Raw genomic sequence first — 25,754 nt, 5'->3', positions numbered from 1 at the left:
GGTTGGAAGCAACCAAAAGTGTGAACTTCATGCCACGATTTACAACGGCATTAATTTTCATCTTGGTTTAGCTCACCTAATCTGAAAAACTCACAGAAATTACCTTGCGCTGTTTTCAGGAGAGGCCGTTGGCCCGCCCATATGATCTGTCTTCAATAAATGCCCTGATCTGCTTTGAGGCAGCTGGTCGCAACATGAGTTTCAAGGATGCGGCTGCGGAATTGAACGTGACACCTGCGGCTGTAAGCCATCAGATCAAGGCACTTGAGGCCGATATTGGCAGCGCCCTTTTCATTCGCCGCAACCGCGGGGTGGAGCTGACCGAGAAAGGCGCCTTCCTTCTCGTCGCCCTGCAACGGGGCTTTGAAACCATTTCCGACACGGTCATTCAGTTGCGCGATCAACCTGAAACGGTTGATGTCACAATCCGGACGACAACGGCAGTCAGTTCACTTTGGCTTACGCCAAAAATTGCCGCCTTCTGGAAAATTCATCCCAATATCACGGTGTCGCAAATTGTATCGGATGTGCCGGGCATGACGGGGTATTGCGATCTCAGCATCCATTACAGCAACCCCGATGATGGGGCGGACGGATATTATAAACTGTTTCAGGATCGCGTGGCCGCCATCGGCACACCGGCGTTTAAGGCCGAACAAAACATCGAAACGATTGATGATCTTTTGCGTGCACCCCTGATCCACCTGCATAACGAGGAAACGGACTGGACAACATGGACCGACTGGTTCCGTGCATTGGGACGCCCGGCCCCTAAGGGCCGCAGCTTTAAGCTCAACAATTACACGATTGCATTACAGGCCGCGCAGGATGACGTCGGTGCGGTGCTTGGATGGGACGAACTGGTTGGGCCACTGCTGGAAGACGGGCGCCTGATCAAACTTGTGCCTGACGAAATCCCCTCGCCGATGGGGTTTTATCTACGCGTCCATCCGCGCGCATCCGAAAAGGCCCGCATATTTGTCGACTGGCTGATTGACGCCGCCTGACAGGAAGGCAAATGGCAAGCGCAGCACATCGCCACACTTGCCGCACAGATCAGACGTCTTTTAACAAACGCAATGCATCATAGATCGCCGCATGGGTATTGCGTGCTGATACTGCATCCCCGATCCGGAAAAGCTGATAGGCACCATCTGGATTGCGCACAACCGATTGCGGTTTTCCGGCCAGAAGGTCGTCATGCGACATTTCACCATGGTTCGATGAGCCGGGCTTGAGATCGAAATAGATGTCATCAAGCGGAATGGTGCCGTGGTTAACCACGATCTGATCGACAATGCGTTGCTTGGCGACCCCGCCATAATCACTGCCAACATGCGCGATGAGTTGGTTGCCCTGCTTTTCCACCGCCTCAAGGCGATAGGTCACCGTAAAGGTCGTATCAAGCTTCTGCATGCTGCGCATATAGGGCACAAGGTTCATCGCCATGACTTCCGGTGCAAAGGACCGATCCGGTGTCATGATTTCGACTTTGGCACCACTTTGGGCAATCAGCTCCGCTGCCTGCAAACCGGCATGATCCCCGGCATCGTCATAGACCAGAACATTGGCGCCCGGCTTGACGTCGCCCGAAATGATATCCCAGGTCGACACGACCAGATCATTGCCCTTTGACAGGACTTCGGTATCGGGCATGCCGCCGGTGGCGATGATCACCACATCCGGGTTTTCGGCCGTAATCGTGTCGGCCTCGGCCCAGGTATTGAAATGGAAGGTTACGCCAAGTCGGGTGCACTCGGCCATCCGCCATTCAATGATGCTGATCATTTCGCGGCGGCGTTCATTCTGTGCGGTCAGGCGGATCTGCCCGCCCGGATTAGGCGCGGCTTCATAGACAACAACTTCATGACCACGTTCGCCGGCAACACGGGCGGCCTCCATCCCGGCCGGACCGGATCCGACAATCACGACCTTCTTTCGAGTTTGAGCCTTTTCAATGATTTGGGGCATCGAAAGCTCACGGCCGGTGGCGGCGTTATGGATGCAATAGGCCGACCCGCCCTGATAAATGCGATCTAGGCAATAGTTGGCCCCAACGCACGGGCGGATCTCATCTTCGCGCTTTTCAATGATCTTACGCACGATATGCGGATCGGTGATGTGTGCGCGCGTCATGCCGACCATATCGACCTTGCCCGATGCAATCGCATGGCGCGCAGTCGCAACATCGGGGATCTTGGCAGCATGGAATGTCGGAAAATCTGTGGCGGCGCGAATTTCACCGGCAAAATCCAGATGCGGCGAGTTCGCCATGCCCTGGATCGGGATCACATCCGTCAGACCGGCATCCGTATCGATATGCCCGCGAATGACATTGAGGAAATCGACCATGCCACTGTCTTTAAGCCGCTTGGAGATCGACAGGCCATCTTCCTTGGTCAAGCCACCCTCAAGGTCTTCATCACCGGTATAGCGCACACCGACAATGAAGTCGGGCCCGACCCGCTTGCGAATTTCAGTCAGAACATCAAAGGTGAACCGCAGGCGGTTATCAATGCTGCCGCCATAAGGACCATCTAGTTCATTGGTCAGCGGCGACCAGAACTGATCCATCAAATGGCCATAGGCCTGAAGCTCGATCCCGTCCATACCGCCTGCCTTCATGCGTTCGGCCGCATCGGCATAATCCTTGATGATGCGTTCGATATCCCAGTCTTCCATCTTTTTCGGGAAGGCCCGATGGGCGGCTTCGCGCTTGTGCGATGGGGATACTACCGGCAACCAGTTCGCCTTGTCCCAACGCGTGCGACGGCCAAGATGGGTCAGCTGGATCATGACCGCGGCACCCTGTTCATGCACCGCGTCGGTCAGGTCCTTCATCCAAGGAACGACTTCGTCTTTCCAGACCAGAAGGTTGTTGAAAACCGGCGGACTGTCCTTTGACACTGCAGCCGAGCCCGCCGTCATCGTCATGGCAACACCGCCCTTGGCGCGTTCGACATGATAGGCGCGATAACGGTCCTTTGGCATGCCATCCTCGGGATAGGCCGGTTCGTGCGACGTCATCATGATGCGGTTACGCAGCGTCAGATGTTTAAGCTGATAAGGCTGAAGAAGCGGGTCGTTGGACATGTGCGGGGCTCCGGGTTTGGACTCTCTGCCCATGACGATATTCAGAAATGTACAGTTGTGTCAATTTTAAGTTCACTGATGTATATTTTGGATACATTCATGTACACTCTGCTTGTCGCGATCCGGGCAGTTTGCTAAGGAAACGTCCATGGAAGAACAGATTGAAGATATCGCCGGACAAAATAGTGGCTGGCGCGGATCGGCCGAGATTTGGCTGAACGCGGCCTACGACGCCCTGCTTGAAACCGGCGTCGATGGCGTAAAAATCCAACCATTGGCAAAGCGCCTGAACCTGTCACGCACCAGCTTCTATTGGTTTTTCAAGGACCGAAAGGAGTTGCTTGGTGCCCTGCTGGATCTGTGGCGCGAAAAAAACACCGGTAATCTGATCAAACAAACAGAGGCCTATGCCGAGACCGTCTCGGAAGCGATGCTGAACATCATCGATTGCTGGCTGATGCCCGACCTGTTTGACTCGCGTCTTGAATTTGCCGTACGCAGCTGGTCGATGCAATCCGACGATGTAAGGGCCGAAATTGAAAAGGCCGATCAGCAACGCCTTGATGCGCTTGCCAAACTGTTCATCCATTTCGGACAGGATGAACGCATGGCCGACGTCCGTGCGCGTGCGATCTATCTGGTACAGATCGGCTATATCTCGATGAAAGCAAACGAAGATTTAGCCGTGCGCATGGCGCGCATTCCAGGCTATGTCGAAACATTCTGCGGCCAGGCCCCGACGCAAAGCGAACTCAACCGGTTCTATGCGCGGCACAATTTTGCACCCTGAACCGGGAAGCGGCATTCATCCGATTTTCACGGCGAACAAAGCCACCTTTGGGCTCAGAACTCTGCCTTGAAAATCGTATCATCAAGGAATTGATCCATACCTACAAGAGATCGATCCGGTGCATCTGCGGCACCTTCGACGCGCCAGTCATCCTGCGGAACCAGAACATCCAGCCCGGCAACCGCCGTTCGATAAAGGTCCGGTCGAAAGACATCTGGAATGACGGCTTTAAGATCCGTGTCTTGGGGAATTTGTCGCCAACGCTTCATTTGTTCGCCAATCCAGCGACCCTGTGACAACCACGGAAATGTTGCTGTGTACCGATAAAAGACATGACGGTCAGGAAGATCGATGGGTGGCTCACCCGGACGTAACACCGGCTTACCGCTCAGCGATGCCTTCAGCACTTCAAACGGCGCGCCGACATTGGCCTCCTCAGACAGTATGTGGGCCAGCTCAACGCGGTTCCCTGGCTGGTCCGCCCATTCAGCAGCCCGGACAAGCGCACGCACAAGTGCAGAAACAAGTTCCGGATTGCTCTGCGCCCAGTCTTCCCGCAAACCAAGAACTTTCTCCGGACTTCGTGACCAGATATCGTCCTTAAGCGCAACAATCACGCCATCGCCGTGAAACACCGCGCGCTGGTTCCATGGTTCGCCAACGCAGTAACCATCCACCCAGCCATTGCGCAGACTGTCAAACATGCGCGGCGGCGCGATCACACCGATATTCACATCCATGTCCGGATCAATACCGGCTGCCGCCATCCAGTAACGAAGCTCATAGTTGTGGCTTGAGAACGGAAACACGGTGGCAAAAGACAGGATCGGGCGCCCTTCAGCCTTGTCTTCATCAATGACCTTTTTAAGCGCCCTGGCCGACCGACCGCGCGGCCCAAGCATCGCATTCGGGTCGGCCTCCAACATGCGCTGATAAAGCTGGGTCGAGACCGTAATCGCATTGCCACCACGACCCAACGCCATCGGCACGACGATATTTTGAACCGGTAGTCCGCCAAGGCCAAGCCGCGCGGCGATCGGAATTCCCGCCAAAAGATGGGCTGCTTCAAACATGCCAAAGGAAAGCTTGTCACGAATGGCTGCCCATGACATTTCACGGACCAGTTCCAGATCGATATTTTCCTGCTGGGCAAACCCCATGGCACGCGCCACCACCGGAATGGCGCAATCGACCAGTGGAACAAAACCGAGACGAACCTTGTTAGCCATCCATCAAAACTCCAACTGAAACGCCGTGATGACGCTTTGCGCGATTTCATAAATCTTGCGATTTTGCTTCATGGCGTTTTTGCGCAGCAGCGCATAAGAATCTTCTTCGGACAGACCTTTTTCTTTCATCAGGATGCCCTTGGCCCGTTCAATCAGTTTGCGTTCATTGAGCTTCGCCTGCGCTTCATCACGTTCGCGGCGCAGCCGATCAAAGACGTTGAACCGTGAAATCGCCATTTCGACAATCGGGCGAATGCGGTCCTGACGCAGGCCATCAACCACATAGGCACTGACGCCTGCCGAAACCGCCTCGTGGATCATGGATGCGTCACTTTGATCAACGAACATCGCAATCGGGCGCGCAATGGCGCGCGACACCTGAAACATCTGTTCAAGCGTATCGCGGTCGGGGTTTTCAAGATCGATGATGATGATGTCTGGCGCCAACGCCTGAATGCGCTCAACCAGATTATGGGACGTGCCGATACGGGCCACGCGGGTATAGCCGCTTTCAACCAGACCACGTTCGACAATCGCCGCACGGTCCGGATTTTCGTCAATCACCAGAATATTGAATTCTTCCAGCTTCACCAACTAACCCTAACTCCCTGACAGCCTGACATGGCTGCGCCTCTCTGAGATATTTTTTATATGTTCCGCCCCGTTTGCGGGGCCGGATTATTGGTTTCGGGATGCGGCACCGACCGCATCCCGAGAAGATCATATCAAACAGCGTATCTTATTCAGCCGGAACCGGCTGCGCTGTACCCGAAGTCCCAAAACGTTCTGACTGTGCCGCATCGAAACGCGCCTTTTCTTCGGCCTGGGTTTCCGCCGAGAAACGCACCGCCAAAGCTGCGAACGAGCAGACGATCACGGCCAGACCGAGATACAGAAGACCTTCCTGATAGGTAAGTGCTTCGGACTTGAACAGGAAGCCCGCCGCGACCGCGCCAGCATTACCGCCCGCACCGACAATACCTGCAACAGAGCCAAGCGCCTTGCGATTAACGAACGGCACAATCCCGAAGGTCGCACCTTCTGACATCTGAACAAACAGCGAGAAGACGATCATCACCGAAACGGCAACAACCAGTGCTTCCATCTGCGAGAAGGCCACAAGTGCGACGCCTTCGATGAACAGTGCCATGAACAGGAATTTCACACGACCCGAAAGGCCGCCCTTGGCAGCAAATTTGTCAGAGAACACACCGCCCAGCGTGCGGGCAAAGATGTTCATCAAACCAAACAGACCGGCAATCATGCCAGCGGTTGCCAATGAAAGCTCGAACTTGTCGAAGAAATAGATCGCCGCAATGTTGTTGATCGTCAGCTCGACACCAAAGCAGGCGGCATACACCAGGAACAATGCCCAGACACGGTAATCGGAAACGGCTGCCATCATGCCCTTGGCGGCACCGGCAGTATCGTCTTCCGGCTTAAGCGCGCCACTTTTACGCATGTCGGCATAGTTGCCTCCCGGGCAGTCGGTGGTGAAGACCCAGTACAGCACGGCAACAACCAGCATGATCGCACCCGGGAACACCATCGCCAGACGCCAGCCCATGGTTTCAGCCACGCCAAAACCAAGAACCATCGCAAGGATTGCTGGCATGACCATTTGGGTCACGCCACCGCCAAGGTTACCCCAACCCGCCGTCGTGGCATTGGCCGTACCGACAACGTTTGGCGCAAACATCATGGAGGTATGATACTGCGTGATGACAAAGGATGCGCCGATTGACCCAATGGCCAGACGGGCAAGCAGGAAGGTTTCATAACTGTCGGCAAGACCGATCAGCATGACCGGAAGCGACCCCAGCACCAGAAGACCGGTATAGGTCTTGCGCGGGCCGATCTTGTCGCAAAGCGGTCCGATCAAAAGTCGGACCAGAACCGTAATCGCGACCGAGGCAATGATGGTACTGCCGATTTCGCTTTTGCTAAGGCCCAGATCATCGCGCACCAGCGGCATCAGCGGTGCGATCCCGAACCAGCCAAAGAAGCACAGGAAGAATGAAAGCCAGGTGAGGTGGAAAGTACGCATCTGGACAGTCTTGAGACTGAATAGATTTATGCGTGTAGCCTTGTTCTTGATTTCCATAACATTGAAGCCCTTCGTTTAGGTCGCGCAGAGCTTGATGTTTGCTTTGTACGACCGACGGTTTTTCCCCATGGGCCTCATGCTTCATCTGGAAGATGTCCGCAGGCGGCCCGTCATTCGTATCGGAAAGGCTGCGCGCTCATCGCGCTGCTGTTCCAAACGTCTGATCGTCCGCCGTTGGACGAAGAACTGTGAGCCACCCGTCATTGGGCATGCTTTCGTCAAAGCTGCTCACACGAAACCGGTATTGCAAACACCGCGCCAGTTCTTCCGCGATGCGGGACAATTCCATCAAATGGTTGAAAATAATCATAATTTGACGACCGCATCTGCACAGGATGTTTTTCAGTCCGCCAAAATGACTATTTTTTGCACAAATTTAAATCACTCGCTTTTATTGATGATTACTTTTTAATCATTACGGTGAACCCAGCCAAATTCGTCAATCTGCCGAGCAAACCTTTTCATCAATATTTTCAGTTTGTTAAAAGATAATTTTCTCAATCTTCAATTCTGGCACGGCACTTGAATACATTGATGCAAGAGCGCGGGCAGTGTCGCCTGCGGCTCCGGCGAAAAAGCCGATTGTATATATAAAGAATCCAAAGACGGGTTCACCGGATAACGACGTCCGTTGCGAAATGCCTCTTTTCAGGGCAGGCCGCATCGGGCGTTTTTTTGTGCCAATTCGCATCCCGCGACGAGGAGCCAGAGACAAATGAACCACGTCACTGCTGCATTACGAACCGCCAAAGCCCGCCTGGTTGTCATCGGCAACGGCATGGCCGGCATGCGGACCGTTGAAGAAATCCTGAACCGCGCCCCAGACAAATATGACATCACCGTTTTCGGTGCCGAGCCGCGCGTGAACTATAACCGCATCATGCTGTCGCCATTGCTGTCTGGCGAAAAGGATTTCGACGAAATCGTGATCAACACCCCGGAATGGTACACCGAAAACAACATCCATCTTTATTCCGGCGACCCGGTGATCAAGATCGACCGCGACCGCAAAGTGGTGATTTCCAAAAGCGGAACCGAAACCGAGTATGACCAGCTTTTGCTGGCAACCGGTTCTGATCCGATCATCATCCCGGTTCCCGGTCACAAGCTTGACGGCGTTGTCACCTTCCGCGATGTCGATGATGTCGACACCATGCTGGGTGCTGCTGCCAAGGGCGGCCCGGCAGTCGTCATCGGTGGCGGCCTTCTGGGCCTTGAAGCGGCCGTTGGCCTGCAATCGCGCGGCATGGATGTCACGGTTTTGCATCTGGCCGGCCATGTAATGGAACGCCAGCTTGACCCGTCGGCAGGTTACCTTCTGGCGCAAGAACTGGAACGTCGCGGCATTACGGTGATTACCGAGGCCGATACCGCCGAAATCGTTGGCAATGAACATGTTACCGGCGTTCGCCTTAAAGACGGACGTATGATCCCGGCAGATCTGGTGGTTATGGCTGTTGGCATTCGCCCCAATGGGCGCCTTGCCGCAGACGCGGGTGTTGCAGTCGAACGCGGCATCGTGGTTGACGATGTCATGACCACCAGTGATCCGGCGATCTTTGCCGTTGGCGAATGCGTTCAGCACCGCGGTCAATGTTATGGCCTGGTTGCCCCGCTGTTTGAAATGGCCAAATCACTGGCCGATCACATGGCCGAAATATACACTGATGGCTATACCGGCTCAGTCACCTCGACCAAGCTTAAGGTGACGGGCGTCGACGTCTTTTCCGCAGGTGATTTTTCCGGCGGCGGCGAGACAGAGGAAATCGTTTTCCGCGATGCCGGTCGCGGCGTTTACAAGCGCATCGTCCTTGAAGACGGCAAGATCAAGGGTGCGGTCCTGTATGGCGACACATCCGATGGCGGCTGGTATTTCCAGCTGATGAAAGACGGCGAAGATGTCACCGAACTGCGTGACACACTTGCCTTTGGTCAGGCATTTGCGGGGGGATCTTCTGGAAACCCTCTTGATGCCGTTGCAGCCCTGCCAGACGATGCAGAGATCTGTGGCTGTAACGGCGTTTGCAAAGGATCGATCGTTGCCGCGATCAATGAAAAAAGCCTGACCACCCTTGATGAGGTCAAAGGCCATACCAAGGCATCGGCATCCTGCGGGTCATGCTCTGGCCTTGTTGAAAACCTGTTGGCTGCAACCCTTGGCGGCGACTATCAGGCCGCGACGGTCAAGCCGATCTGTACCTGTACCGATCATGATCATGACAGCGTCCGTCGTCTGATCATTGCCAAAAACCTGAAATCCATGCCTGCCGTCATGCAGGAACTTGAATGGAAGTCATCCGATGGCTGCCATGTTTGCCGCCCGGCTTTGAACTATTATCTGCTGGCGGCGTGGCCAGGTGAATATGTCGATCACGGTGCGTCACGCTTTATCAACGAACGCGTTCACGCCAACATCCAGAAAGACGGCACTTATTCAGTTATTCCGCGCATGTGGGGTGGCTTGACCAACCCGCGTGAACTGCGGGCGATTGCCGATGTTGCCGACAAGTTCGAAATCCCCACCGTCAAGGTTACCGGTGGTCAGCGCATTGACCTTTTGGGGGTCAAAAAAGAAGACCTGCCGGCTGTCTGGGCCGATCTGAATGCGGCGGGCATGGTATCGGGTCATGCCTATGGCAAATCGCTTAGAACGGTCAAAAGCTGCGTCGGGCAGGAATGGTGTCGCTTTGGCACCCAGATGTCGATGGGCATGGCCGTCGAACTGGAAAAAATGACCTGGGGGTCCTGGATGCCCCACAAGTTCAAAATGGCCGTATCGGGTTGCCCGCGTAACTGCGCCGAAGCAACCATTAAGGATTTCGGCGTTGTGGCCACCGATGGCGGCTGGGATCTGCATGTTGGTGGCAATGGCGGCATTCATGTCCGTGCGACCGATCTTCTATGCAAGGTCACCTCTGACGACGAGGTCAAGGAATATTGCGGCGCCTTCATTCAGCTTTACCGCGAAGAGGCCCGTTACCTTGAACGCACGGCCCCCTGGATCGAACGGGTTGGCCTGAAACATGTTCAGGAACGGGTTGTCGATGACGAAGCCAACCGCAAGGCGCTGTTTGAACGCTTCATGATCAGTCAGAAAACATCGCAGATTGATCCATGGGCAGAACGCGCATCCGAAGGCGTTGACGCGCACGAATTCACCCCCCTTTCGATGGTCGCAGCGGAGTAAGACAGATGAGCAACACTCTGACATGGGTAGAAGTCGGGCCCGCAGCCAACATCCCGCAGCAAGGGGCACGCACCCTGCAAACCGAAACGGATCGCATTGCGATTTTCAGAACACTTGATGATCAGATCTTTGCATTGCTTGACCGCTGCCCGCACAAACAAGGGCCGCTGGCACAGGGCATCGTCCATGGTCATTTCGTGACCTGTCCGTTGCATAACATGGTGTTCTCGCTCGAAACCGGCGAGGCACAGGGGCCCGATGACGGCTGTGCCGCCAAGGTGGAATGCAAGGTCATTGATGGGATTGTGCGCATTGGCCTGACCGAACTGCAAGCTGGATTGCGCCATGCAGGATGAGGTCAAAACAACCTGCCCCTATTGCGGTGTTGGCTGTGGCCTGATCATTTCGCCAACCCGTGATGGATGGGCTGTCGGCGGTGATCCGGATCATCCGGCCAATTTCGGGCGGATATGCTCCAAGGGTGCCGCGCTGATCGATACCATCATGGCCGAGGAACAGCGCGATATTCGCCTGCTGGAACCCGAAGTCGATGGCAAGCCGGTCGCATGGAATGATGCCATTGGCGAAACGGCAAAGCGCCTGCGCGCAACCATCGAACAGCATGGCCCGAAGTCGGTGGCGTTCTATGTCTCGGGTCAACTTCTGACCGAGGATTACTATGTCGCCAACAAGCTGATCAAAGGCTTTATCGGATCACCGCATATCGATACCAATTCCCGGCTGTGCATGGCCTCGACCGTTGTCGGGCACAAACGGGCGTTTGGCGCGGACGTTGTGCCGGGCTGTTACGAGGATCTTGAAATCGCCGATCTGGTCATTCTGACCGGATCAAATTTGGCATGGTGTCACCCGGTGCTGAACCAGCGCCTGCGTGCGGCCAAGGAAAAACACGGCACAAAGATCGTCGTGATTGATCCTAGGCGGACGGCAAGTTGCGATATTGCTGATCTGCACCTGCCGATCAAACCGGGCAGCGACGTTGCCCTGTTTAACGGGTTGCTGGCCTGGCTTGATCAAACCCGCAACACCGACCTTCGTTACGTGGCCCGTCATGTGACCGGCTACGAACACGCCGTGGCAGAAGCACGTTCTGACTGCCCCGATATCGAGACAACCGCAGAAAAATGCGGGCTCGACACCCATGAAAGCGCTGATGAACTCGGCTCGGGCCTGGGAAAACTGGAAACGTTCTTTAATTGGTTTGCCGCCTTTGAACGCACTGTCACGGTGTTCTCGCAAGGGGTAAACCAGTCCTCAAGCGGATCGGACAAGGTCAACTCGATCCTGAATTGCCATCTGGCAACAGGGCGCGTAGGAAAGCCGGGTTCAAGCCCGTTTTCCGTCACCGGCCAGCCCAATGCCATGGGCGGACGCGAAGTTGGCGGGCTTGCCAATCAGTTGGCCGCCCACATGAACCCCAAAGACCCGGTTGATGTTGATCGCGTGCGTCGGTTCTGGAAATCCGATGTTCTTGAACAGGGCGAAGGATACAAAGCGGTTGATATGTTCCGCGCCGTTGAACGCGGCGAAATCAAGGCCGTGTGGATCATGGCGACCAATCCGGCAGTCAGCCTTCCGGATGCCGATCGTGTCCGGCTTGCGCTGTCGCGCTGTCCGCTTGTGATTGTTTCGGACGTAGTGAACGATACCGATACATTGCGTCATGCTGATATCAAACTCCCCGCTGCCGGTTGGGCCGAAAAATCCGGCACGGTCACCAATTCCGAACGTCGCATTTCGCGCCAACGCCCGTTCCGTCAGGCCCTTGGCAATGCCAAGCCAGACTGGTGGATCATGTCCGAAGTCGCCAAGGCCATGGGCTTTGCCAAGGCGTTCAAATACAAGGACCCAAGCGACATCTTTGCCGAGCACGCCGCCCTGTCGGAATTCGAAAATGATGGCACACGTGCCTTTGATATCGGTGCATGGCACAAGGCCAGAAAATCGGCCTATGACAGCATGGCACCTTTTCAATGGCCGGCCTCGCGCAAATCTCAGCCTGCGAATGGCGCAACCCGCCTTTATGGCGACGGCATTTTCACCACATCAAGTGGGCGCGCCAAGATGCTTGGCCTTACCCACAGCGGCCCGCAATCTCAAACCAGCCGGGAATACCCGCTGATTGCCAATAGCGGCCGTTACCGCGATCAGTGGCACACCATGACGCGCACGGGAACTGCCGCCCGGCTCAGCGCGCATCGCCCTGAACCGTTGCTTGAAATTCACCCAAAGGATGCTGCCCTTTACGGCCTTGCTGATGGCGGGATCGCCCGGATCAGAAGCCCGCATGGCACTGCGTTGATGCGGGTGGCAACTACGGATGCACAAACACCAGGACAGGTTTTCGTTCCGATGCACTGGAACGATGTCTTCTCGGCCGCGGGTGGGATTGGTCGACTACAGCCCCCCAATGTTGACCCCCACTCCGGCCAACCCGAAAGCAAACATATTCCGGTCACCCTCGAGCCGTTTAGCGCCAAATGGCAGGGATTGCTGTTTTCAAGTACGCCGGTCGATCTTTCCAAACTGCCCTACTGGGTCGGTGCGACCGGACCGGGCAGCATGGTGTACGAAATCGCCGGTGATGCCCCGATCCTGTTCAAATCCCTTTTGCCGATTACAGCAAACAGGGACGTTGAGCAGATCATTGAATACTCGGATGCCAACAAGGGTGTCCATCGGTTTGCCCGCCTCGAGGGTGATCGCATTACCGGGGCGCTGTTTGTCGGCCCCGATCGTCAGGCACTTGGTCGTGACTGGGTTTCAAACCTGTTTGGTGCGGATGCCATCGCGCCGGTTGAACGCAACGCGCTTTTGGCCGGGCGGATGCCCGATGCCGGGGCGATCAATGATCGTCTAATTTGTTCATGCTTCTCGGTCGGCTTGGCCGCAATCAGCAAAGCCATCTCTGAACAGAATGCCGTGACGGCGACCGATATCGGCCGCCTGCTTCAGGCCGGGACAGGATGCGGATCCTGCGTGCCGGAGATAAAGGAGATTCTCGATGACGTATTACCGCGCGCCGCAGAATAGCACTCTGAACGCCACGGCACATCGGGCAACCACCGATCAGCCGGACGAAAAATTCGCCTACTTCCCCGCATTCGTGAAAGTGCAGGGCAAGAAGGTCGTTGTGCTTGGGGGCGGCGAAGTTGCCGCAGGCAAGCTCCGCCTTCTGCTGCGCAGTCACGCCGACATCACGGTGATTGCGCCTGAAGTGTGCGATGATGTTGCAAACATGCACAATGCCGGCCAGATCACATGGGAACGCGCCCCGTTTGTCGATACCATGATTAATGGCGCGATCATGGTGTTTGACGCAACCGACAATCCCCACCTGACCAAGCGGGTCGAGGCGGCAACCAAACGACGCAATATCCTGCTGAATGTCGTCGACAAGACCGCGCATTGCGATTTCATTGTGCCCGCCATTCTTGATCGCGCACCAATCATGATCACGATTTCGACGGGTGCCTGCGCCCCGGCACTGGCGCGCATGTTGCGGCAACGACTTGAAACCGTGTTCCCGGCAACCTTGTCAAACCTCGCCAAAATCGCCCGTGATGCCCGCGAAACCGTGGCCGCACATTTAAGCGACAGCTTGTCTCGACAGCGCTTCTGGACGCGTTTTTTCCAAAACACCTTGCGCGCGGACAACACCGGCAAAGTCACCCCGGATGACCTTGCACATGAACTCCGCACCTTTGTCCCGCAAGGCAGCAGCGCAACCGTGCCGTCCGGCCAATCCTTGCAGGTCACGATCAGCGCCAATAACGCCTATGACATCCCGCATGGCGTTGCCGGCAACATCGAAACAGCCGATATCATTTTCCACGACAAAGATGTGGCACCCGACATCCTTGCCCTGGCCCGCCGGGATGCGACCCTCATCAGAATGAGCCCGTCTAGCGACAAACACGTCGAAATACCCGACGCCGGATTGGCGACCAGCAAACAGATCCAGTTCTTTACCCAACAGGGCATGAACGTCCTGCGGCTTTGTCGAAACTAACCAACAAAGCAAGCAGTTGGAGGTTATTCACCCCCCGACGATCAAGACCACTGGTGGCTTTTGCAATGTGAAGCGAGGTGATATCAAACCTCACCCGAAATCATAATCCGGTTTTAATACGACCACCCACATGGCGTTGCAGAGCGCGCGTTTGCAGGGCTTCCGCGTTCAGGTTGTTTGGAATCAGGCAGGCCCTTAAAGAGCCAGGTCCGACAGGCCATGCCCGTAATCGGAAAAACTTCGGTCGCCTCGTTCAGAATGTTGGAGCTGAGCAACGACGACGAAGAAAGAGCGGCACTAAACCAGAACACCACAAGCACGCTAAGCACAGCCATGACAACATGCACCGCAAGGCGTGTCACAACGTTGTAATTGTGCGCCTTGTTGGGTCCTGGATCAAATAAGGGCATCACTTGCTGTCGCGCTGGAATATCCAGTCATGGTCCGGGTGGTTCTGGAAACGCCATTTGCGCACCGGCCCTGCCATGACATTGAGGTAATACATCTCATAGCCATAAGGGCTGCCACATGGGTGATGTCCCTTGGGCACCAGCACAACATCACCGTCTGACACCGCCATGGTTTCATCAAGTTCGCCATCTTCGGTAAAGACGCGCTGGAAACCAAATCCCTGTCTGGGATTGAGGCGATGGTAATAGGTTTCTTCAAGATAGGTCATGTCGGGATAGTTATCCTCGTCATGGCGGTGCGGCGGATAGCTTGACCAGTTACCTTGCGGGGTAAAGACCTCGGTCACCAGAAGGCTATCGGCGATGTCTTTTTCTTCCATCGCAATCGGGTGGATATATCGGGTATTCGCCCCTTTGCCACGCTCCACGAGCTCAATGTTTTCGATTACGCGTGCAGGGAAATTTCCCTTGCCGGGTGCGGTACAAACCGCAAGCGTGCAATCGGTGGTCGCAACAGCTTTCCAGTTGGCATCATTGGGCGCATAGACACAGGCTGGCGGGATACGCTCAAACACGCTCATGCGTTTGCCGAGCTCACCGAAATCCTGATCATCGACAGATATCTCTGCCTTGCCTTCAACCAAGACCAGAATGACCTCACGGTCGCCGGTTGCTTCCCGGGCAGTTTCACCGGTTTTCAGATGATACAGCCCAAACCCGACATAACCCCAATTGGCACTATCCGTTGTGATATCGTGGACCTTCCCGGTCGTTCCATTCGGCTTTCTGAGCAGATCAGCCATCAGGCGTCTCCTTTATCCAGTCCGGTTTTCCGTGCCATGTCGCGCAGCGATTTCAGCCCCAAGGACTGATATTCAAACGGGTTACGAACGTTCGGATCCTGTTCTGCCTCGATCACCAGCCAGCCGGAATATCCATGGTCGGCTGCGATTTTCAGGACCGGTTCAAATGCAACGCCCCCCTCGATATCGCCAGGGACGGTAAAGACCCCGCGCCGCACACCTTCAAGGAAGCTAAGCCCTTCTTCACGGACCTGTTTGCTAATAGTCGGGCGCACGTTTTTGCAATGGATATGGCCGACACGATCCATGTAACGCGCCGCCAGTTCTTCGGGGTCGGCACCCCCGAACCAGGCATGACCGGTATCAAGCAGAAGCTTGGTTTTCGGCCCGGTATTTTTCATGAAGGCATGAATTTCATCGGCCGTTTCAACAATCGTGCCCATGTGATGGTGATAAACCAGATCAATGCCCTGATCGGCACAATAGGCGGCGATTTTTTCGACATCCGCACCGAACTTGGCCCAATGATCGGCATGGAGAACCGGGCTGTTATTAAGGGCTGCGTTATCATTGCCGTGAATGGCGTTTGACGTTTCACAGACAATGCAAACCTTGCATCCCATCGCCTTCAGAAGATCCAGATGCGGCTGAATGGCCTTTTTCTCGTCCTCGACCGAGTGGGTCAGAAGATTAAGCGAATGCCAACCTGAAATGAATTTAAGGCCATGTGGCGCAAGGGCAGCTTTCAGTGCGGCCGGCTCGGTCGGCATCTTGTGACCTTTTTCAATGCCGTCAAAGCCAATCTTTCCCGCCTCCGACAAACAGGTTTCAAGGCTGATGTCTGCGCCAAGGGTCTGGTCATCATCATTGGACCAGGCAATCGGATTGGTACCGTAAAGGATCATTATTTTAATCTCCCGGGCGCTGCTTTTTCAGCGCGGCTTCATAATTTTTTCTGGCTTCGTTGACGCTTGGGCGAACCGATACTTCCGGCACGGCGACATCCCACCAATGACCACCGGCTTCCGTGCTTGGCAACGGATCGGTATCAATCACAATGACGTAGGATCGATCAGCCTCTTTGGCGCGCACCATGGCGTCTTCAAGCTCGGTGATCGACGATACCTTTTCGGCAATCGCCCCCATCGCACCGGCATGCGCGGCAAAATCAATTGCCGAGGGCACGACATGGCGCGCGGTATCAAGAAGGTTGTTAAAGCTTTCCCCGCCGGTTGCCATCTGCAAACGGTTGATACAGCCAAAGCCCCGGTTATCAAGGACCACAGTGATGATCTTGTGCCCCAGCATCACACTGGTCGCGAGCTCGGAATTCATCATCATGTAGGAGCCATCCCCGACCATAACGACAACTTCGCGATCCGGGCAGGCCATCTTGACACCAAGCCCCCCGGCGATCTCGTATCCCATGCACGAGAAACCATATTCAACGTGATAGCCATTGGGTCGGGCTGCTTTCCAAAGCTTGTGAAGTTCGCCAGGAAGCCCACCGGCTGCACAAACAACAATCGCATTTTCATCTGTGCTGCGCTGAACCGCACCAATCACCTGTGCGTCCGTTGGCAACGCGTTTCCTGTTGGCGCCGCGGTGACACCCTCAACCGCATCCATCCAGCTTTGCTTGAGCGCCGGGTCCACCGCACTTGCACGATAGTCGCCCAGTTCCTTGGTGAGCTCCGTCAACGTGACCTTGGCATCACCGACGACGGAAATCGCGTCATGTTTACGCGCATCATAGGCCGCGACATTGATCGAAAGAATACGACGATCAGGGTTCTTAAAAAGCGACCAGCTGCCCGTCGTGAAATCTTGAAGACGTGTGCCAACCGCAATGATCAGATCGGCGTCCTCGGCAATGGCATTGGCACTGCTTGCCCCGGTAACACCAATCGAGCCCATATTGAGATCATCATCCCACGGCAAGGCGGATTTCCCTGCCTGCGTTTCGGCCACCGGAATATTGTGACGATGGGCAAATTCACGCAGATCACCGCAGGCTTGGGCATAATGCACGCCACCACCGGCAATAATCAGCGGCTTTTTCGCTGATTTGATCGCGCGAATGGCGTCTTCAATCTGTTGAAGGTCCGCACGGGGACGCAGGTGTTTCCATGTCTTTGGCGCAAAGAAACTTTCCGGCCAGTCATAGGCTTCTGCCTGCACATCCTGACAAAATGCCAGGGTCACCGGCCCACAATCAGCCGGATCTGCCAGAACCGCCATTGCGCGCGGCAATGCTGTCAGAAGCTGTTCCGGGCGGGTAATACGATCAAAGTACCGACTGACCGGTTTGAAGCAGTCATTGGCCGAAATCGTACCGTCCCCGAAATCTTCGATCTGTTGTAAAACCGGGTCCGGTGCACGATTGGCAAATACATCGCCGGGTATAAAAAGAACCGGCAACCGGTTCACATGCGCCAGTGCCGCGGCCGTCACCATATTGGTCGCACCTGGCCCGATCGACGTTGTCACGGCCATGGCCCGCTTGCGATTGGAGGCCTTGGCATAGGCAATCGCCGCGTGGGCCATGCTTTGTTCATTATGACCACGCCATGTCGGAAAACTGTCGCCAGCACCATGAAGCGCCTCGCCCATTCCGGCGACATTGCCATGACCGAAAATGGCCCAGCAGCCCCCGAAAAAGCTCTCGCCGTCGTGATTGCGCTGTACGCTGAGATACCGCACCATTGCTTGGGCGGCGGTTAATCGAACGGTTTTCATGCCGCTCCTCCCGATTTTTTGCGTGCCGCGTCCCAGATATCACACAGGGCGCGATATTTTTGGGCCATTACTGTAACAGCCTGATCATCGGCAATCGTACCTTGCATCCAGTCACGCGCAACATCGATAAAGATCGTGCGCCCGACAGCAAAGCCTTTGACCATGTTAAAGCGCGCCGCAACCTCGAAGCTTTCCACGAGCTCCGCTTCTGGTGCATCAAGACCAAGCACGACGATACCCCGGCAATAGGGATCATTTTGGGCAATCGCATCGCAGGCATTGCGCCATGCCGCATCCGATTTCATCGGTTCAAGCTTCCACCAATCGGGATAAACACCGATTTCATAGAAACGCTTGATCACCTTGGCCGTTGTTTCATCATCACAATCGCGAACCTTCGACGGAATAACTTCCAGAAGGAATTCCAAGCCATTGCCGCGCGCTGCATTGGCAAGCCGAATGATGGTGGCTTCCTGATCGGCCTTGGTCACATCATCATCATCGGGATGATAGAAACACAAAACCTTGACCACATGCTCCACCGGCCATTCCGCCAGTTTCGTGCCAAGATCGGGACCAATTTCCAGTTCAAGCGGACGCGATCCCGGAAGTTCAACCGGTCGCCCGATCCAAAGCCCGGTGCCCGCCGCCGCATAAAGGGCATCACGCCCCAGTCGGAGGTCGCAAAGGATGCCGTATCCATCCCTGCCGCCCGAAACATTCTGGACCGCGCGCAGGCACAGTTCCTTGAACGGACCAATGCGGTCATGCGAAACGCTGAGATCATCGGCAAGATCTTCAAGCTGCATCCGGTGATCAAATGCAAAAACCCGCATCTCCGGCCATTGGCCTGTGCGATTGGTTGACCAGTGGATTTGCTCCAACTCTGCATCGTTACGCAGTTCCGTCGTTTTGATACCGCGATCAAAGAAGAATTGCAGCTCATCCCAACTCGGATAGGCCGGTGTACAGCCATGTCGCGACACCGCGAATGCACCACAGGCATTGGCGTATTTCAGGGACGTTTCCCAGTCCGCGTCGCTCAGCCATCCTTTCAACAGGCCCGACATAAACCCGTCACCAGCCCCCAGGACATTAAACACATCAACCGTAAAGCCCGGCCCGGAAATACCGTCATCAAGGCTTTTGCCAATTGTGTCCGCAAACGCCACAGCCCCCATTGGACCACGTTTGCAAACCAGTGTCGCATTCGAAATCACCCGAACATTTTCAAGCGCTTCGAGCGTGTCAGTCACACCACCGGCAATATGGAATTCTTCCTCAGTGCCTACAATCAGGTCAAACAGATGCAGCGTCGCCTGCAATTCCTTGGTAACAGCGTCGGATGCAATGAAACGGTTTTCACCATCCCCATGCCCCGACAGCCCCCAAAGATTGGGACGGTAATCAATATCGAGTGCGGTTTTGGCACCGGCATCACGGGCCAGTCGAACAGCCTTAAGAACGGCCGCACGGGTTTTGGGATGCGAAAGGTGCGTCCCGGTAACCGTCACACAGCGTGCACTTGCAATGAAGTCGGGATCGATATCATCCTCACACAACGCCATATCAGCACAGTTTTCGCGATAGAAAATCAACGGAAACTGCTCCTGATCGCGCACGCCCAAAAGCACAAGTGCAGTCAGGCGCTCAGGGTCGGTTATGACACCCTGAACATCAACGCCTTCAGCAACCAGCTTTTCTCGGATGAAACGCCCCATATGCTCGTCGCCAACCCGCGTGATAAGCGCAGATTTCAATCCCAGCCGCGCAGTCCCGCACGCCATATTGGTCGGGGAACCGCCGATATATTTTTTGAACGACGCCATGTCCTCAAGGCGCCCGCCAATCTGGGTGCCATAAAGGTCAACGGATGATCGTCCAATCGTAATGACATCAAGCCGCTTCATTAAATCGTCCCTCCAAGGGACCCTTCGAGTTCGGCCAGTTCCTGACCGCCCGCCATAAGGTCTTGAAGCTCTTCGGGTTTGATTTCACCCCGCTTCGCCGTGCCGTGGGTTTGGCCGCGGTTCAAAACCGTAAACCTGTCGCCCACTGCCATGGCGTGGCGCACGTTGTGGGTAATGAAGATGACGCCAATTCCGGCTTTGCGCACCCGATCAATGGTCGCCAGAACGTTTGACGTCTGGCGCACACCAAGTGCCGATGTCGGTTCATCAAGGATCAGGACCTTGGCACCAAAATATACGGCACGCGCAATCGCAACTGTTTGCCGCTCCCCACCCGAAAGCGTGCCAACCGCCTGTTCAGGTTCGCGCAGATTGATGCCCATCGATGCCATTTCATCCAAGGTGACCTTGTTGGCATGTTTGAAGTCGATCCATTTGAATGGGCCAAAGCTTTTGCGTGGCTCGCGCCCCATCCAGAAATTGCGCGTTACAGACATCAGCGGGATCATCGCCAGATCCTGATAAACGGTGGCGATCCCGGCTTCCATCGCATCACGCGGACTGTCGAAAACCGTCTCCTGACCACTGACCCGCATGACACCCTTGGTCGGCTTGTGTACGCCTGACATCGTCTTGATGAAGGTCGACTTGCCCGCACCGTTATCACCCAGAAGACAGTGGCACTCGCCTTCCATCACATTGAAGGAAACACCGCCCAACGCGATTACCGGTCCAAAATGCTTTTCGATATTGTCCATTTCAATCAATGGCGTGCTCATTACCGTTCTCCCGTAATCATGCGGCGGATATAGGTATTCATGATCACAGCAAAGATCAGGATACCGCCCAGAAACACCCGGAAAAGCGAACTTTCCGCACCGGCAAAGAACAGGCCTTGCTGAACCACACCAAAGATCAAAGCCCCCAGCGCAGCACCAATGACCGAACCATACCCACCTGTCAGAAGTGCGCCGCCGATCACCACACAGATGATGGCTTCAAATTCCTTGAGCAAACCACGGTCGGCTGCAGCCGAACCAAATTCCATGACCTGGCAGGTCGCGAAGACGGTTGCGCAGAATGCGGTGAACATGAACATCAGGATTTTAACGCGATTGACCGGAACGCCAACATAACGTGCGGCCTGCGCATCCCCGCCTGATGCGAAGATCCAGTTGCCGAAACGTGTTTTGGTCAAAAGCCAATGACCAAAAATGATCAATGCCAGCGCCCAGATGACCAGCATCGGCAGACCTTCAACGACCGGCTGCCCGATACGGGAACCACGGGTAAAGGTATCAATGACACCGATATCGCCAAGCCATTGGAAGAAACCCTTGAAGATCACGCCGCCAAACAGCCAGGCAAGCGGGTCTCCCTCGGCAACTTCCTTAACCCCGCCAATAATGGTCTGTCGGGTTGTCAGAATGGAAAGCCAGATGGTCAGACCACGCAGAATATATAAAAATGCCAGGGTGACAATGAAGCTCGGCAGGCCTGTTTTGATCACCAGAAAACCGTTCAATGCGCCCAGTGCCGTGCATACGATGAAGGCCGCAATAATAGACAGCCAAACCGGCAGCCCCCATTGAACAGACAGAATGGCAATCACCACACCTGCAAAGCCGATCATTGAGCCGACCGAAAGATCGAACTCACCGGCAATCATCAACAGGCAAGCACCGACTGCGATGATGGCAAACTGGGCTGATACAACACCCCAGTTCTGGATGCCTTCCGGGGAAAACATGCCGCTATCACCGGCAATCATAAAGAAGAAAACAAAGACCAGGATCGTACCGCAGATCGCACCGAGTTCGGGCCTGATCATGGCACGGCGAATGGCTGAGACTTGCTTGAGCCGCTCGTCCGACATGGCATCACTCTTTTAACTATCAGGTGGGTACCAAGGGCGGCCTTGGGCGCGCCCTTGGCGGGAGGAAATCTTAACGATATTCGCCGGCGTATTTTTCGACCTGCGCGATGTTGTCTTTGGTAATGAAACCAGGGCCCGAGTTGATATGCCCAGACGGCAGAACGCTATAGCGCGCATAGTTGGTCAGAATGACGACCGGAAGATAACCCTGAAGGTAAGGCTGCTGATCGATGGCAAAGTTGATTTCACCAGCCTTGATGGCCTCGGCAATCTCGGATGACAGATCAAACGTGCCAAACATCATTTCACCGGCAAGACCCGCGTCACGCAGGGCTGCAAGGGTCGGATGGGCAGAGTTCGGGCCCAGTGTCAGCACAGCATCAACATCCTGATTGGTATTGAGATACGCGCTAACCTTGTTCTTTACTTCCGACGGGTCCTGACCGCTATCGATCATCTGGCTACCAAGCTCGACACCAAGCGCATCGGCAAAGCCACGGCAACGCTCAACAGACGCCGGGTTGGTGATGTAGTGGTTCACACAGACAAAGCTTTTCGCACCCGCTGCGGCGGCACGTTTACCGGCACCAAATCCGGCATCATATTCCGGCTGGCCGACATGCATCAGCGCGCCAAGTTCTTCGGATTGTTCCTGCGTGCCGGAGTTAATAGTAATGACCGGAATGCCCTTATCCACGGCATCGGTGATCGGCCCCTTAAGGACGTTGAAGTCAGCAATGGTAACGATGATGCCATCCGGATTGGTCGCAGCAGCCTGTTCGACAATACGCGCCATATCGGCAAGGTCACCGGTCGGCGGGTTACGATATTCGACTTCTGCACCCATCTGATCACCCGCGACCTTGATCGCGTTTTTAATCACGTTCCACCAGCTATCAGAATCTGGTGCGTGGCTGATGAGAACGAATTTTTCATTTTCTGCGGATGCGGTTGTGGACAAACCGGCAAATGCAAATGCTGCTGCCGCGATGGCAGTAAGCGCCTTTTTCATCTGTTGCCTCCCTAGTCGGCTGAAATATTGGGATTTTCCCATTGAATTTATGTGTTCCTCTGGCAGTCAGTCGTCTTTGTGCAACCTTTCTGCTTCTGGCGGCGTGGGTTGATATGACCCGTTGAAACCGTTGAATAGAATTTTTGTTCTATTTTATGCCGAAATCAACATTTTTTTTCTATTGCACTGCAAGATAACCCTCTGCCCCTGCCACAAGGCCTTGCCAAACCGCCTGAAACCGCCGCTCACCCCACCCCGAACCAAATGCGATAGGCGACAACGTCCTTGCAAATAAAGGTAGTCGCCATCGGTCGTTTTAAGTTTTCGGGACGACTCGCATGGCACAGATCCCTGATCGCCAAAAGAAAACCGGCGCAGCTGATGGGCCACGCCGGCTAATGTCCAAGCCCTGATCTGGACGCGTTTAATCAGGGCAGAATTTCTTTTGCGACATCAACGCTCCGTCCCTCGCGCGCAGAAAGCGCGGCTGCCTCGGCGACGACCAGGGCATTGATGCCATCCTTCAGGGTCACTGGAAGGGGGGATGCCCCCTGCACGCCCTCAATGAAACTGTTCCATTCAATTTGATAGGCCTTGGCATAACGCTCGAGGAAGAAATGCTCCGGCTTGGCCTTGGTTGCACCTTGCGCGGTGATTTTCTCAATCGTGTTTTCCAGAACATTATGTGCGGCAAGCAACCCGTCCGAGCCCAGAAACTCGATGCGCTGGTCATACCCATAGGCCGCACGACGGCTGTTTTTAATCACGGCGATACGTCCACCCGAAAACTCAAGCGTCGTAACGGCAGTATCAAAGTCACCTGCCTTTCCGATCTCCGGATCGACAATGCTTGATCCGATGGCGGTGACTTTGTCGGGCAGCGAACCATACATCCAGCAGGCCATATCAAAATCATGGATCGCCATATCGCGGAAGATCCCGCCAGATACCTTCACATAGCTTACCGGCGGAGGTGCCGGATCAAAGGAAGTGATCGAAAGCAGCTCCCCCTTGCCGATTTCGCCTTGATCAAAGGCCGCTTTCAGATGGGCAAAGTTCGGATCAAAGCGGCGGTTAAATCCAACCATGATGGGCTTGCCGTGCGGTTCACATCGCGCAAGACAATCGAGGGCACGCTTTAGATCAAGATCAACTGGCTTCTCACACAGAACCGCCTTGCCTGCTGCTGTCGCGGCCTCAAGCAGGTCGGCATGGGTATCGGTCGGTGTTGCGATCAACACGGCATCTATTGACGGATCGGCAATGATGTCCTCGCTGCTACGAACAGTAGCACCATACATCTGCGCGAGCTTCTCGGCAGGCTCATCAAATTTGTCCGACACCGCGACCAGTTCACTTTGCGGGTGCGCGACAATATTCACCGCATGGACCTGCCCGATACGTCCAGCGCCCAGCAAACCTATTTTAAGCATTCAGATGTTCCTTCCCTTCGGCGTTCCCGCCTTGACTTACGTTGACCTTCCCGAACTACCTGCGACACGCCAGCAAGGACCTGGCAGACCAATTTGCAGATCGATGATTTCGGGATGATCACGCGGATGTCTCTCGCACCCGTTTATGCTGATACGCATATTCTGCTTGGAATACGCTATGGAATTTTTATTCCATTATTTTTGTTTTTCAATAATTATTTTCCATCGATCAGTTTCTCGCGCTTTGCCCCGACAGAGACGGCCAAGGCAATCGCCAACGAGATTGTCGCCGAAAGTGCTCTGAACGCCCCGACATCGACTTCGGAAACCGATAACATCAAGGCTTCTGTCTTGCGCATCGGCCCGCTCAGCGAATCACTGATCGCCACAACCTTGTTTCCAAGGTCATGCGCATAGGCTGCAAGATCAATTGTTTCCTGTGAATAGGGCGCAAAGGTGATTGCAATCACCACATCACCCTCGCGGATCGCGTGGCGTGGATTAAGGTTACCCACACCGTCATGCAGAACGGCGGCAATGTTCATCTTTTCGAACGCATAGGAAAGATAACTCGCGACCGGAAAGGCACGTCTGAAACCAACCACATGGATCATCGGGGCTTCAGCCAGAACATCGACCGCCTTTTCCAGCGTTTCCAGATCAACCGTTGACGCCAGATTTTCCAGAGACAACCGCCCGGCTTCGACAAACTCGGCCAGCAGGGCACTGGGGCTGTCATCCCCTGTTGCGCGCAGATTCTCAAGCCGGGTGGCGTAGTCCGGCCATTTTTGTGCATAGGTTTCCCGAAACATTTTCTGCATTTCGGAAAATCCGGAAAATCCCATCAACTGGCAGAACCGCATGAAGGCCGAGGGTTGCACACCTGCACCGACCGATAGTTCGGCAACTGTGGAAACAGCGATGCGGTCCGTATTTTGCGCAACAAACTCCGCACATTGGCGCAGTCTTTTGGGCATGGTCTCCGATATTTCGGCCAGACGGTGATTGAATTCCTCAAGCGAAACAGGTGCGGTCTGATCACTCATGGCGTTTATTCTTCCTTGTTTTGTTTCTGCTTGACGCACGGCGCGTTCCATGACCATCCATTAAATAGAACAAAAATTCTATTTTG

20 protein-coding genes are annotated in these 25,754 nt (G+C 55.0%); 7 read left to right on the top strand and 13 right to left on the bottom strand.

Going from position 1 to position 25,754, the window contains the following annotated elements:
- Positions 1–128 precede the first annotated feature (128 nt).
- On the top strand, positions 129–1,007 hold the full coding sequence (locus AUQ41_RS13085; RefSeq protein WP_008889542.1) for a LysR substrate-binding domain-containing protein: 879 nt from the start codon (positions 129–131) through the stop codon (positions 1,005–1,007).
- Positions 1,008–1,056: 49 nt separating this feature from the next.
- On the opposite strand, the gene AUQ41_RS13080 is transcribed toward AUQ41_RS13085, so the two are convergent.
- On the bottom strand, positions 1,057–3,093 hold the full coding sequence (locus tag AUQ41_RS13080) for an NADH:flavin oxidoreductase (RefSeq protein WP_063088799.1): 2,037 nt from the start codon (positions 3,091–3,093) through the stop codon (positions 1,057–1,059).
- A 148-nt stretch (positions 3,094–3,241) separates the two neighbouring features.
- Here AUQ41_RS13080 and AUQ41_RS13075 point away from each other — a divergent pair, with 148 nt between their 5' ends.
- Complete coding sequence (locus AUQ41_RS13075) at positions 3,242–3,883, top strand: TetR/AcrR family transcriptional regulator (RefSeq protein ID WP_063088798.1); 642 nt, start codon at positions 3,242–3,244, stop codon at positions 3,881–3,883.
- A gap of 53 nt (positions 3,884–3,936) precedes the next feature.
- Here AUQ41_RS13075 and AUQ41_RS13070 read toward each other — a convergent pair whose 3' ends face one another.
- The 3 genes from AUQ41_RS13070 to AUQ41_RS13060 all read right to left on the bottom strand — a co-directional run bounded on the left by AUQ41_RS13070 (position 3,937) and on the right by AUQ41_RS13060 (position 7,159).
- Positions 3,937–5,112, bottom strand: a complete 1,176-nt coding sequence (locus AUQ41_RS13070) for a CmpA/NrtA family ABC transporter substrate-binding protein (protein ID WP_063088797.1) — start codon at positions 5,110–5,112, stop codon at positions 3,937–3,939.
- 3 nt (positions 5,113–5,115) lie between these two features.
- Entirely contained in the window at positions 5,116–5,703 is a 588-nt protein-coding gene (locus AUQ41_RS13065; protein ID WP_063089024.1) for an ANTAR domain-containing response regulator, read from the bottom strand.
- 148 nt (positions 5,704–5,851) lie between these two features.
- Positions 5,852–7,159: an MFS transporter gene (locus AUQ41_RS13060; RefSeq protein WP_232308388.1), complete on the bottom strand. Its 1,308-nt coding sequence runs from the start codon at positions 7,157–7,159 to the stop codon at positions 5,852–5,854.
- 94 nt (positions 7,160–7,253) lie between these two features.
- Between AUQ41_RS13060 and AUQ41_RS20730 the strand changes: the two genes are divergently transcribed.
- The 5 genes from AUQ41_RS20730 to AUQ41_RS13035 all read left to right on the top strand — a co-directional run bounded on the left by AUQ41_RS20730 (position 7,254) and on the right by AUQ41_RS13035 (position 14,439).
- The gene (locus AUQ41_RS20730) at positions 7,254–7,631 is read left to right on the top strand and encodes a hypothetical protein (RefSeq protein WP_083952667.1); all 378 of its coding nucleotides are present in this window, start codon (positions 7,254–7,256) and stop codon (positions 7,629–7,631) included.
- 303 nt (positions 7,632–7,934) lie between these two features.
- Complete coding sequence (gene nirB / locus AUQ41_RS13050) at positions 7,935–10,406, top strand: nitrite reductase large subunit NirB (protein ID WP_063088794.1); 2,472 nt, start codon at positions 7,935–7,937, stop codon at positions 10,404–10,406.
- A 5-nt stretch (positions 10,407–10,411) separates the two neighbouring features.
- Positions 10,412–10,762 carry a nitrite reductase small subunit NirD gene (gene nirD / locus AUQ41_RS13045; RefSeq protein WP_063088793.1) on the top strand — a complete coding sequence of 117 codons (351 nt, stop codon included), beginning with the start codon at positions 10,412–10,414 and terminating at the stop codon, positions 10,760–10,762.
- On the top strand, positions 10,752–13,460 hold the full coding sequence (locus AUQ41_RS13040; RefSeq protein ID WP_063088792.1) for a nitrate reductase: 2,709 nt from the start codon (positions 10,752–10,754) through the stop codon (positions 13,458–13,460). The genes nirD and AUQ41_RS13040 overlap by 11 nt, the downstream gene beginning before the upstream one ends.
- Complete coding sequence (locus tag AUQ41_RS13035; protein WP_063088791.1) at positions 13,432–14,439, top strand: bifunctional precorrin-2 dehydrogenase/sirohydrochlorin ferrochelatase; 1,008 nt, start codon at positions 13,432–13,434, stop codon at positions 14,437–14,439. The genes AUQ41_RS13040 and AUQ41_RS13035 overlap by 29 nt, the downstream gene beginning before the upstream one ends.
- A gap of 409 nt (positions 14,440–14,848) precedes the next feature.
- Here the strand turns inward: AUQ41_RS13035 and iolB are convergent, their stop codons facing one another.
- The 9 genes from iolB to AUQ41_RS12985 all read right to left on the bottom strand — a co-directional run bounded on the left by iolB (position 14,849) and on the right by AUQ41_RS12985 (position 25,668).
- Entirely contained in the window at positions 14,849–15,652 is an 804-nt protein-coding gene (gene iolB / locus AUQ41_RS13025; RefSeq protein ID WP_063088789.1) for a 5-deoxy-glucuronate isomerase, read from the bottom strand.
- Positions 15,652–16,557 (bottom strand): myo-inosose-2 dehydratase, encoded by a 906-nt coding sequence (gene iolE, locus AUQ41_RS13020; protein ID WP_063088788.1) that lies wholly within the window; start codon positions 16,555–16,557, stop codon positions 15,652–15,654. The genes iolB and iolE overlap by 1 nt, the downstream gene beginning before the upstream one ends.
- Positions 16,558–16,561: 4 nt before the next feature.
- On the bottom strand, positions 16,562–18,391 hold the full coding sequence (gene iolD / locus AUQ41_RS13015) for a 3D-(3,5/4)-trihydroxycyclohexane-1,2-dione acylhydrolase (decyclizing) (RefSeq protein ID WP_063088787.1): 1,830 nt from the start codon (positions 18,389–18,391) through the stop codon (positions 16,562–16,564).
- Entirely contained in the window at positions 18,388–20,301 is a 1,914-nt protein-coding gene (gene iolC / locus AUQ41_RS13010) for a 5-dehydro-2-deoxygluconokinase (RefSeq protein ID WP_063088786.1), read from the bottom strand. Before iolC ends, iolD begins: the two co-directional genes overlap by 4 nt.
- Positions 20,301–21,080 carry an ATP-binding cassette domain-containing protein gene (locus tag AUQ41_RS13005; protein WP_063088785.1) on the bottom strand — a complete coding sequence of 260 codons (780 nt, stop codon included), beginning with the start codon at positions 21,078–21,080 and terminating at the stop codon, positions 20,301–20,303. The genes iolC and AUQ41_RS13005 overlap by 1 nt, the downstream gene beginning before the upstream one ends.
- Positions 21,080–22,177 carry an ABC transporter permease gene (locus AUQ41_RS13000; protein WP_063088784.1) on the bottom strand — a complete coding sequence of 366 codons (1,098 nt, stop codon included), beginning with the start codon at positions 22,175–22,177 and terminating at the stop codon, positions 21,080–21,082. Before AUQ41_RS13000 ends, AUQ41_RS13005 begins: the two co-directional genes overlap by 1 nt.
- A gap of 70 nt (positions 22,178–22,247) precedes the next feature.
- The gene (locus tag AUQ41_RS12995) at positions 22,248–23,189 is read right to left on the bottom strand and encodes a sugar ABC transporter substrate-binding protein (RefSeq protein WP_063088783.1); all 942 of its coding nucleotides are present in this window, start codon (positions 23,187–23,189) and stop codon (positions 22,248–22,250) included.
- A 428-nt stretch (positions 23,190–23,617) separates the two neighbouring features.
- Positions 23,618–24,622: an inositol 2-dehydrogenase gene (iolG, locus tag AUQ41_RS12990; RefSeq protein WP_063088782.1), complete on the bottom strand. Its 1,005-nt coding sequence runs from the start codon at positions 24,620–24,622 to the stop codon at positions 23,618–23,620.
- Between the two features lie 215 nt (positions 24,623–24,837).
- Positions 24,838–25,668 carry a MurR/RpiR family transcriptional regulator gene (locus tag AUQ41_RS12985; RefSeq protein ID WP_063088781.1) on the bottom strand — a complete coding sequence of 277 codons (831 nt, stop codon included), beginning with the start codon at positions 25,666–25,668 and terminating at the stop codon, positions 24,838–24,840.
- Between the last annotated feature and the right edge of the window lie 86 nt (positions 25,669–25,754).

The organism is Thalassospira sp. MCCC 1A02898, from assembly GCF_001618185.1.
Lineage (GTDB): Bacteria > Pseudomonadota > Alphaproteobacteria > Rhodospirillales > Thalassospiraceae > Thalassospira > Thalassospira tepidiphila.
This window is presented reverse-complemented; position numbering and strand designations above follow the sequence as displayed.

Coding starts and splice junctions, on each gene's coding strand:
- AUQ41_RS13080 (WP_063088799.1), bottom strand. CDS start 3,093: ATGTCCAACGACCCGCTTCTTCAGCCTTATCAGCTTAAACATCTGACG.
- AUQ41_RS13075 (WP_063088798.1), top strand. CDS start 3,242: ATGGAAGAACAGATTGAAGATATCGCCGGACAAAATAGTGGCTGGCGC.
- AUQ41_RS13070 (WP_063088797.1), bottom strand. CDS start 5,112: ATGGCTAACAAGGTTCGTCTCGGTTTTGTTCCACTGGTCGATTGCGCC.
- AUQ41_RS13060 (WP_232308388.1), bottom strand. CDS start 7,159: ATGCGTACTTTCCACCTCACCTGGCTTTCATTCTTCCTGTGCTTCTTT.
- AUQ41_RS20730 (WP_083952667.1), top strand. CDS start 7,254: ATGTTTGCTTTGTACGACCGACGGTTTTTCCCCATGGGCCTCATGCTT.
- nirB (WP_063088794.1), top strand. CDS start 7,935: ATGAACCACGTCACTGCTGCATTACGAACCGCCAAAGCCCGCCTGGTT.
- nirD (WP_063088793.1), top strand. CDS start 10,412: ATGAGCAACACTCTGACATGGGTAGAAGTCGGGCCCGCAGCCAACATC.
- AUQ41_RS13040 (WP_063088792.1), top strand. CDS start 10,752: ATGCAGGATGAGGTCAAAACAACCTGCCCCTATTGCGGTGTTGGCTGT.
- AUQ41_RS13035 (WP_063088791.1), top strand. CDS start 13,432: ATGACGTATTACCGCGCGCCGCAGAATAGCACTCTGAACGCCACGGCA.
- iolB (WP_063088789.1), bottom strand. CDS start 15,652: ATGGCTGATCTGCTCAGAAAGCCGAATGGAACGACCGGGAAGGTCCAC.
- iolE (WP_063088788.1), bottom strand. CDS start 16,557: ATGATCCTTTACGGTACCAATCCGATTGCCTGGTCCAATGATGATGAC.
- iolD (WP_063088787.1), bottom strand. CDS start 18,391: ATGAAAACCGTTCGATTAACCGCCGCCCAAGCAATGGTGCGGTATCTC.
- iolC (WP_063088786.1), bottom strand. CDS start 20,301: ATGAAGCGGCTTGATGTCATTACGATTGGACGATCATCCGTTGACCTT.
- AUQ41_RS13005 (WP_063088785.1), bottom strand. CDS start 21,080: ATGAGCACGCCATTGATTGAAATGGACAATATCGAAAAGCATTTTGGA.
- AUQ41_RS13000 (WP_063088784.1), bottom strand. CDS start 22,177: ATGTCGGACGAGCGGCTCAAGCAAGTCTCAGCCATTCGCCGTGCCATG.
- AUQ41_RS12995 (WP_063088783.1), bottom strand. CDS start 23,189: ATGAAAAAGGCGCTTACTGCCATCGCGGCAGCAGCATTTGCATTTGCC.
- iolG (WP_063088782.1), bottom strand. CDS start 24,622: ATGCTTAAAATAGGTTTGCTGGGCGCTGGACGTATCGGGCAGGTCCAT.
- AUQ41_RS12985 (WP_063088781.1), bottom strand. CDS start 25,668: ATGAGTGATCAGACCGCACCTGTTTCGCTTGAGGAATTCAATCACCGT.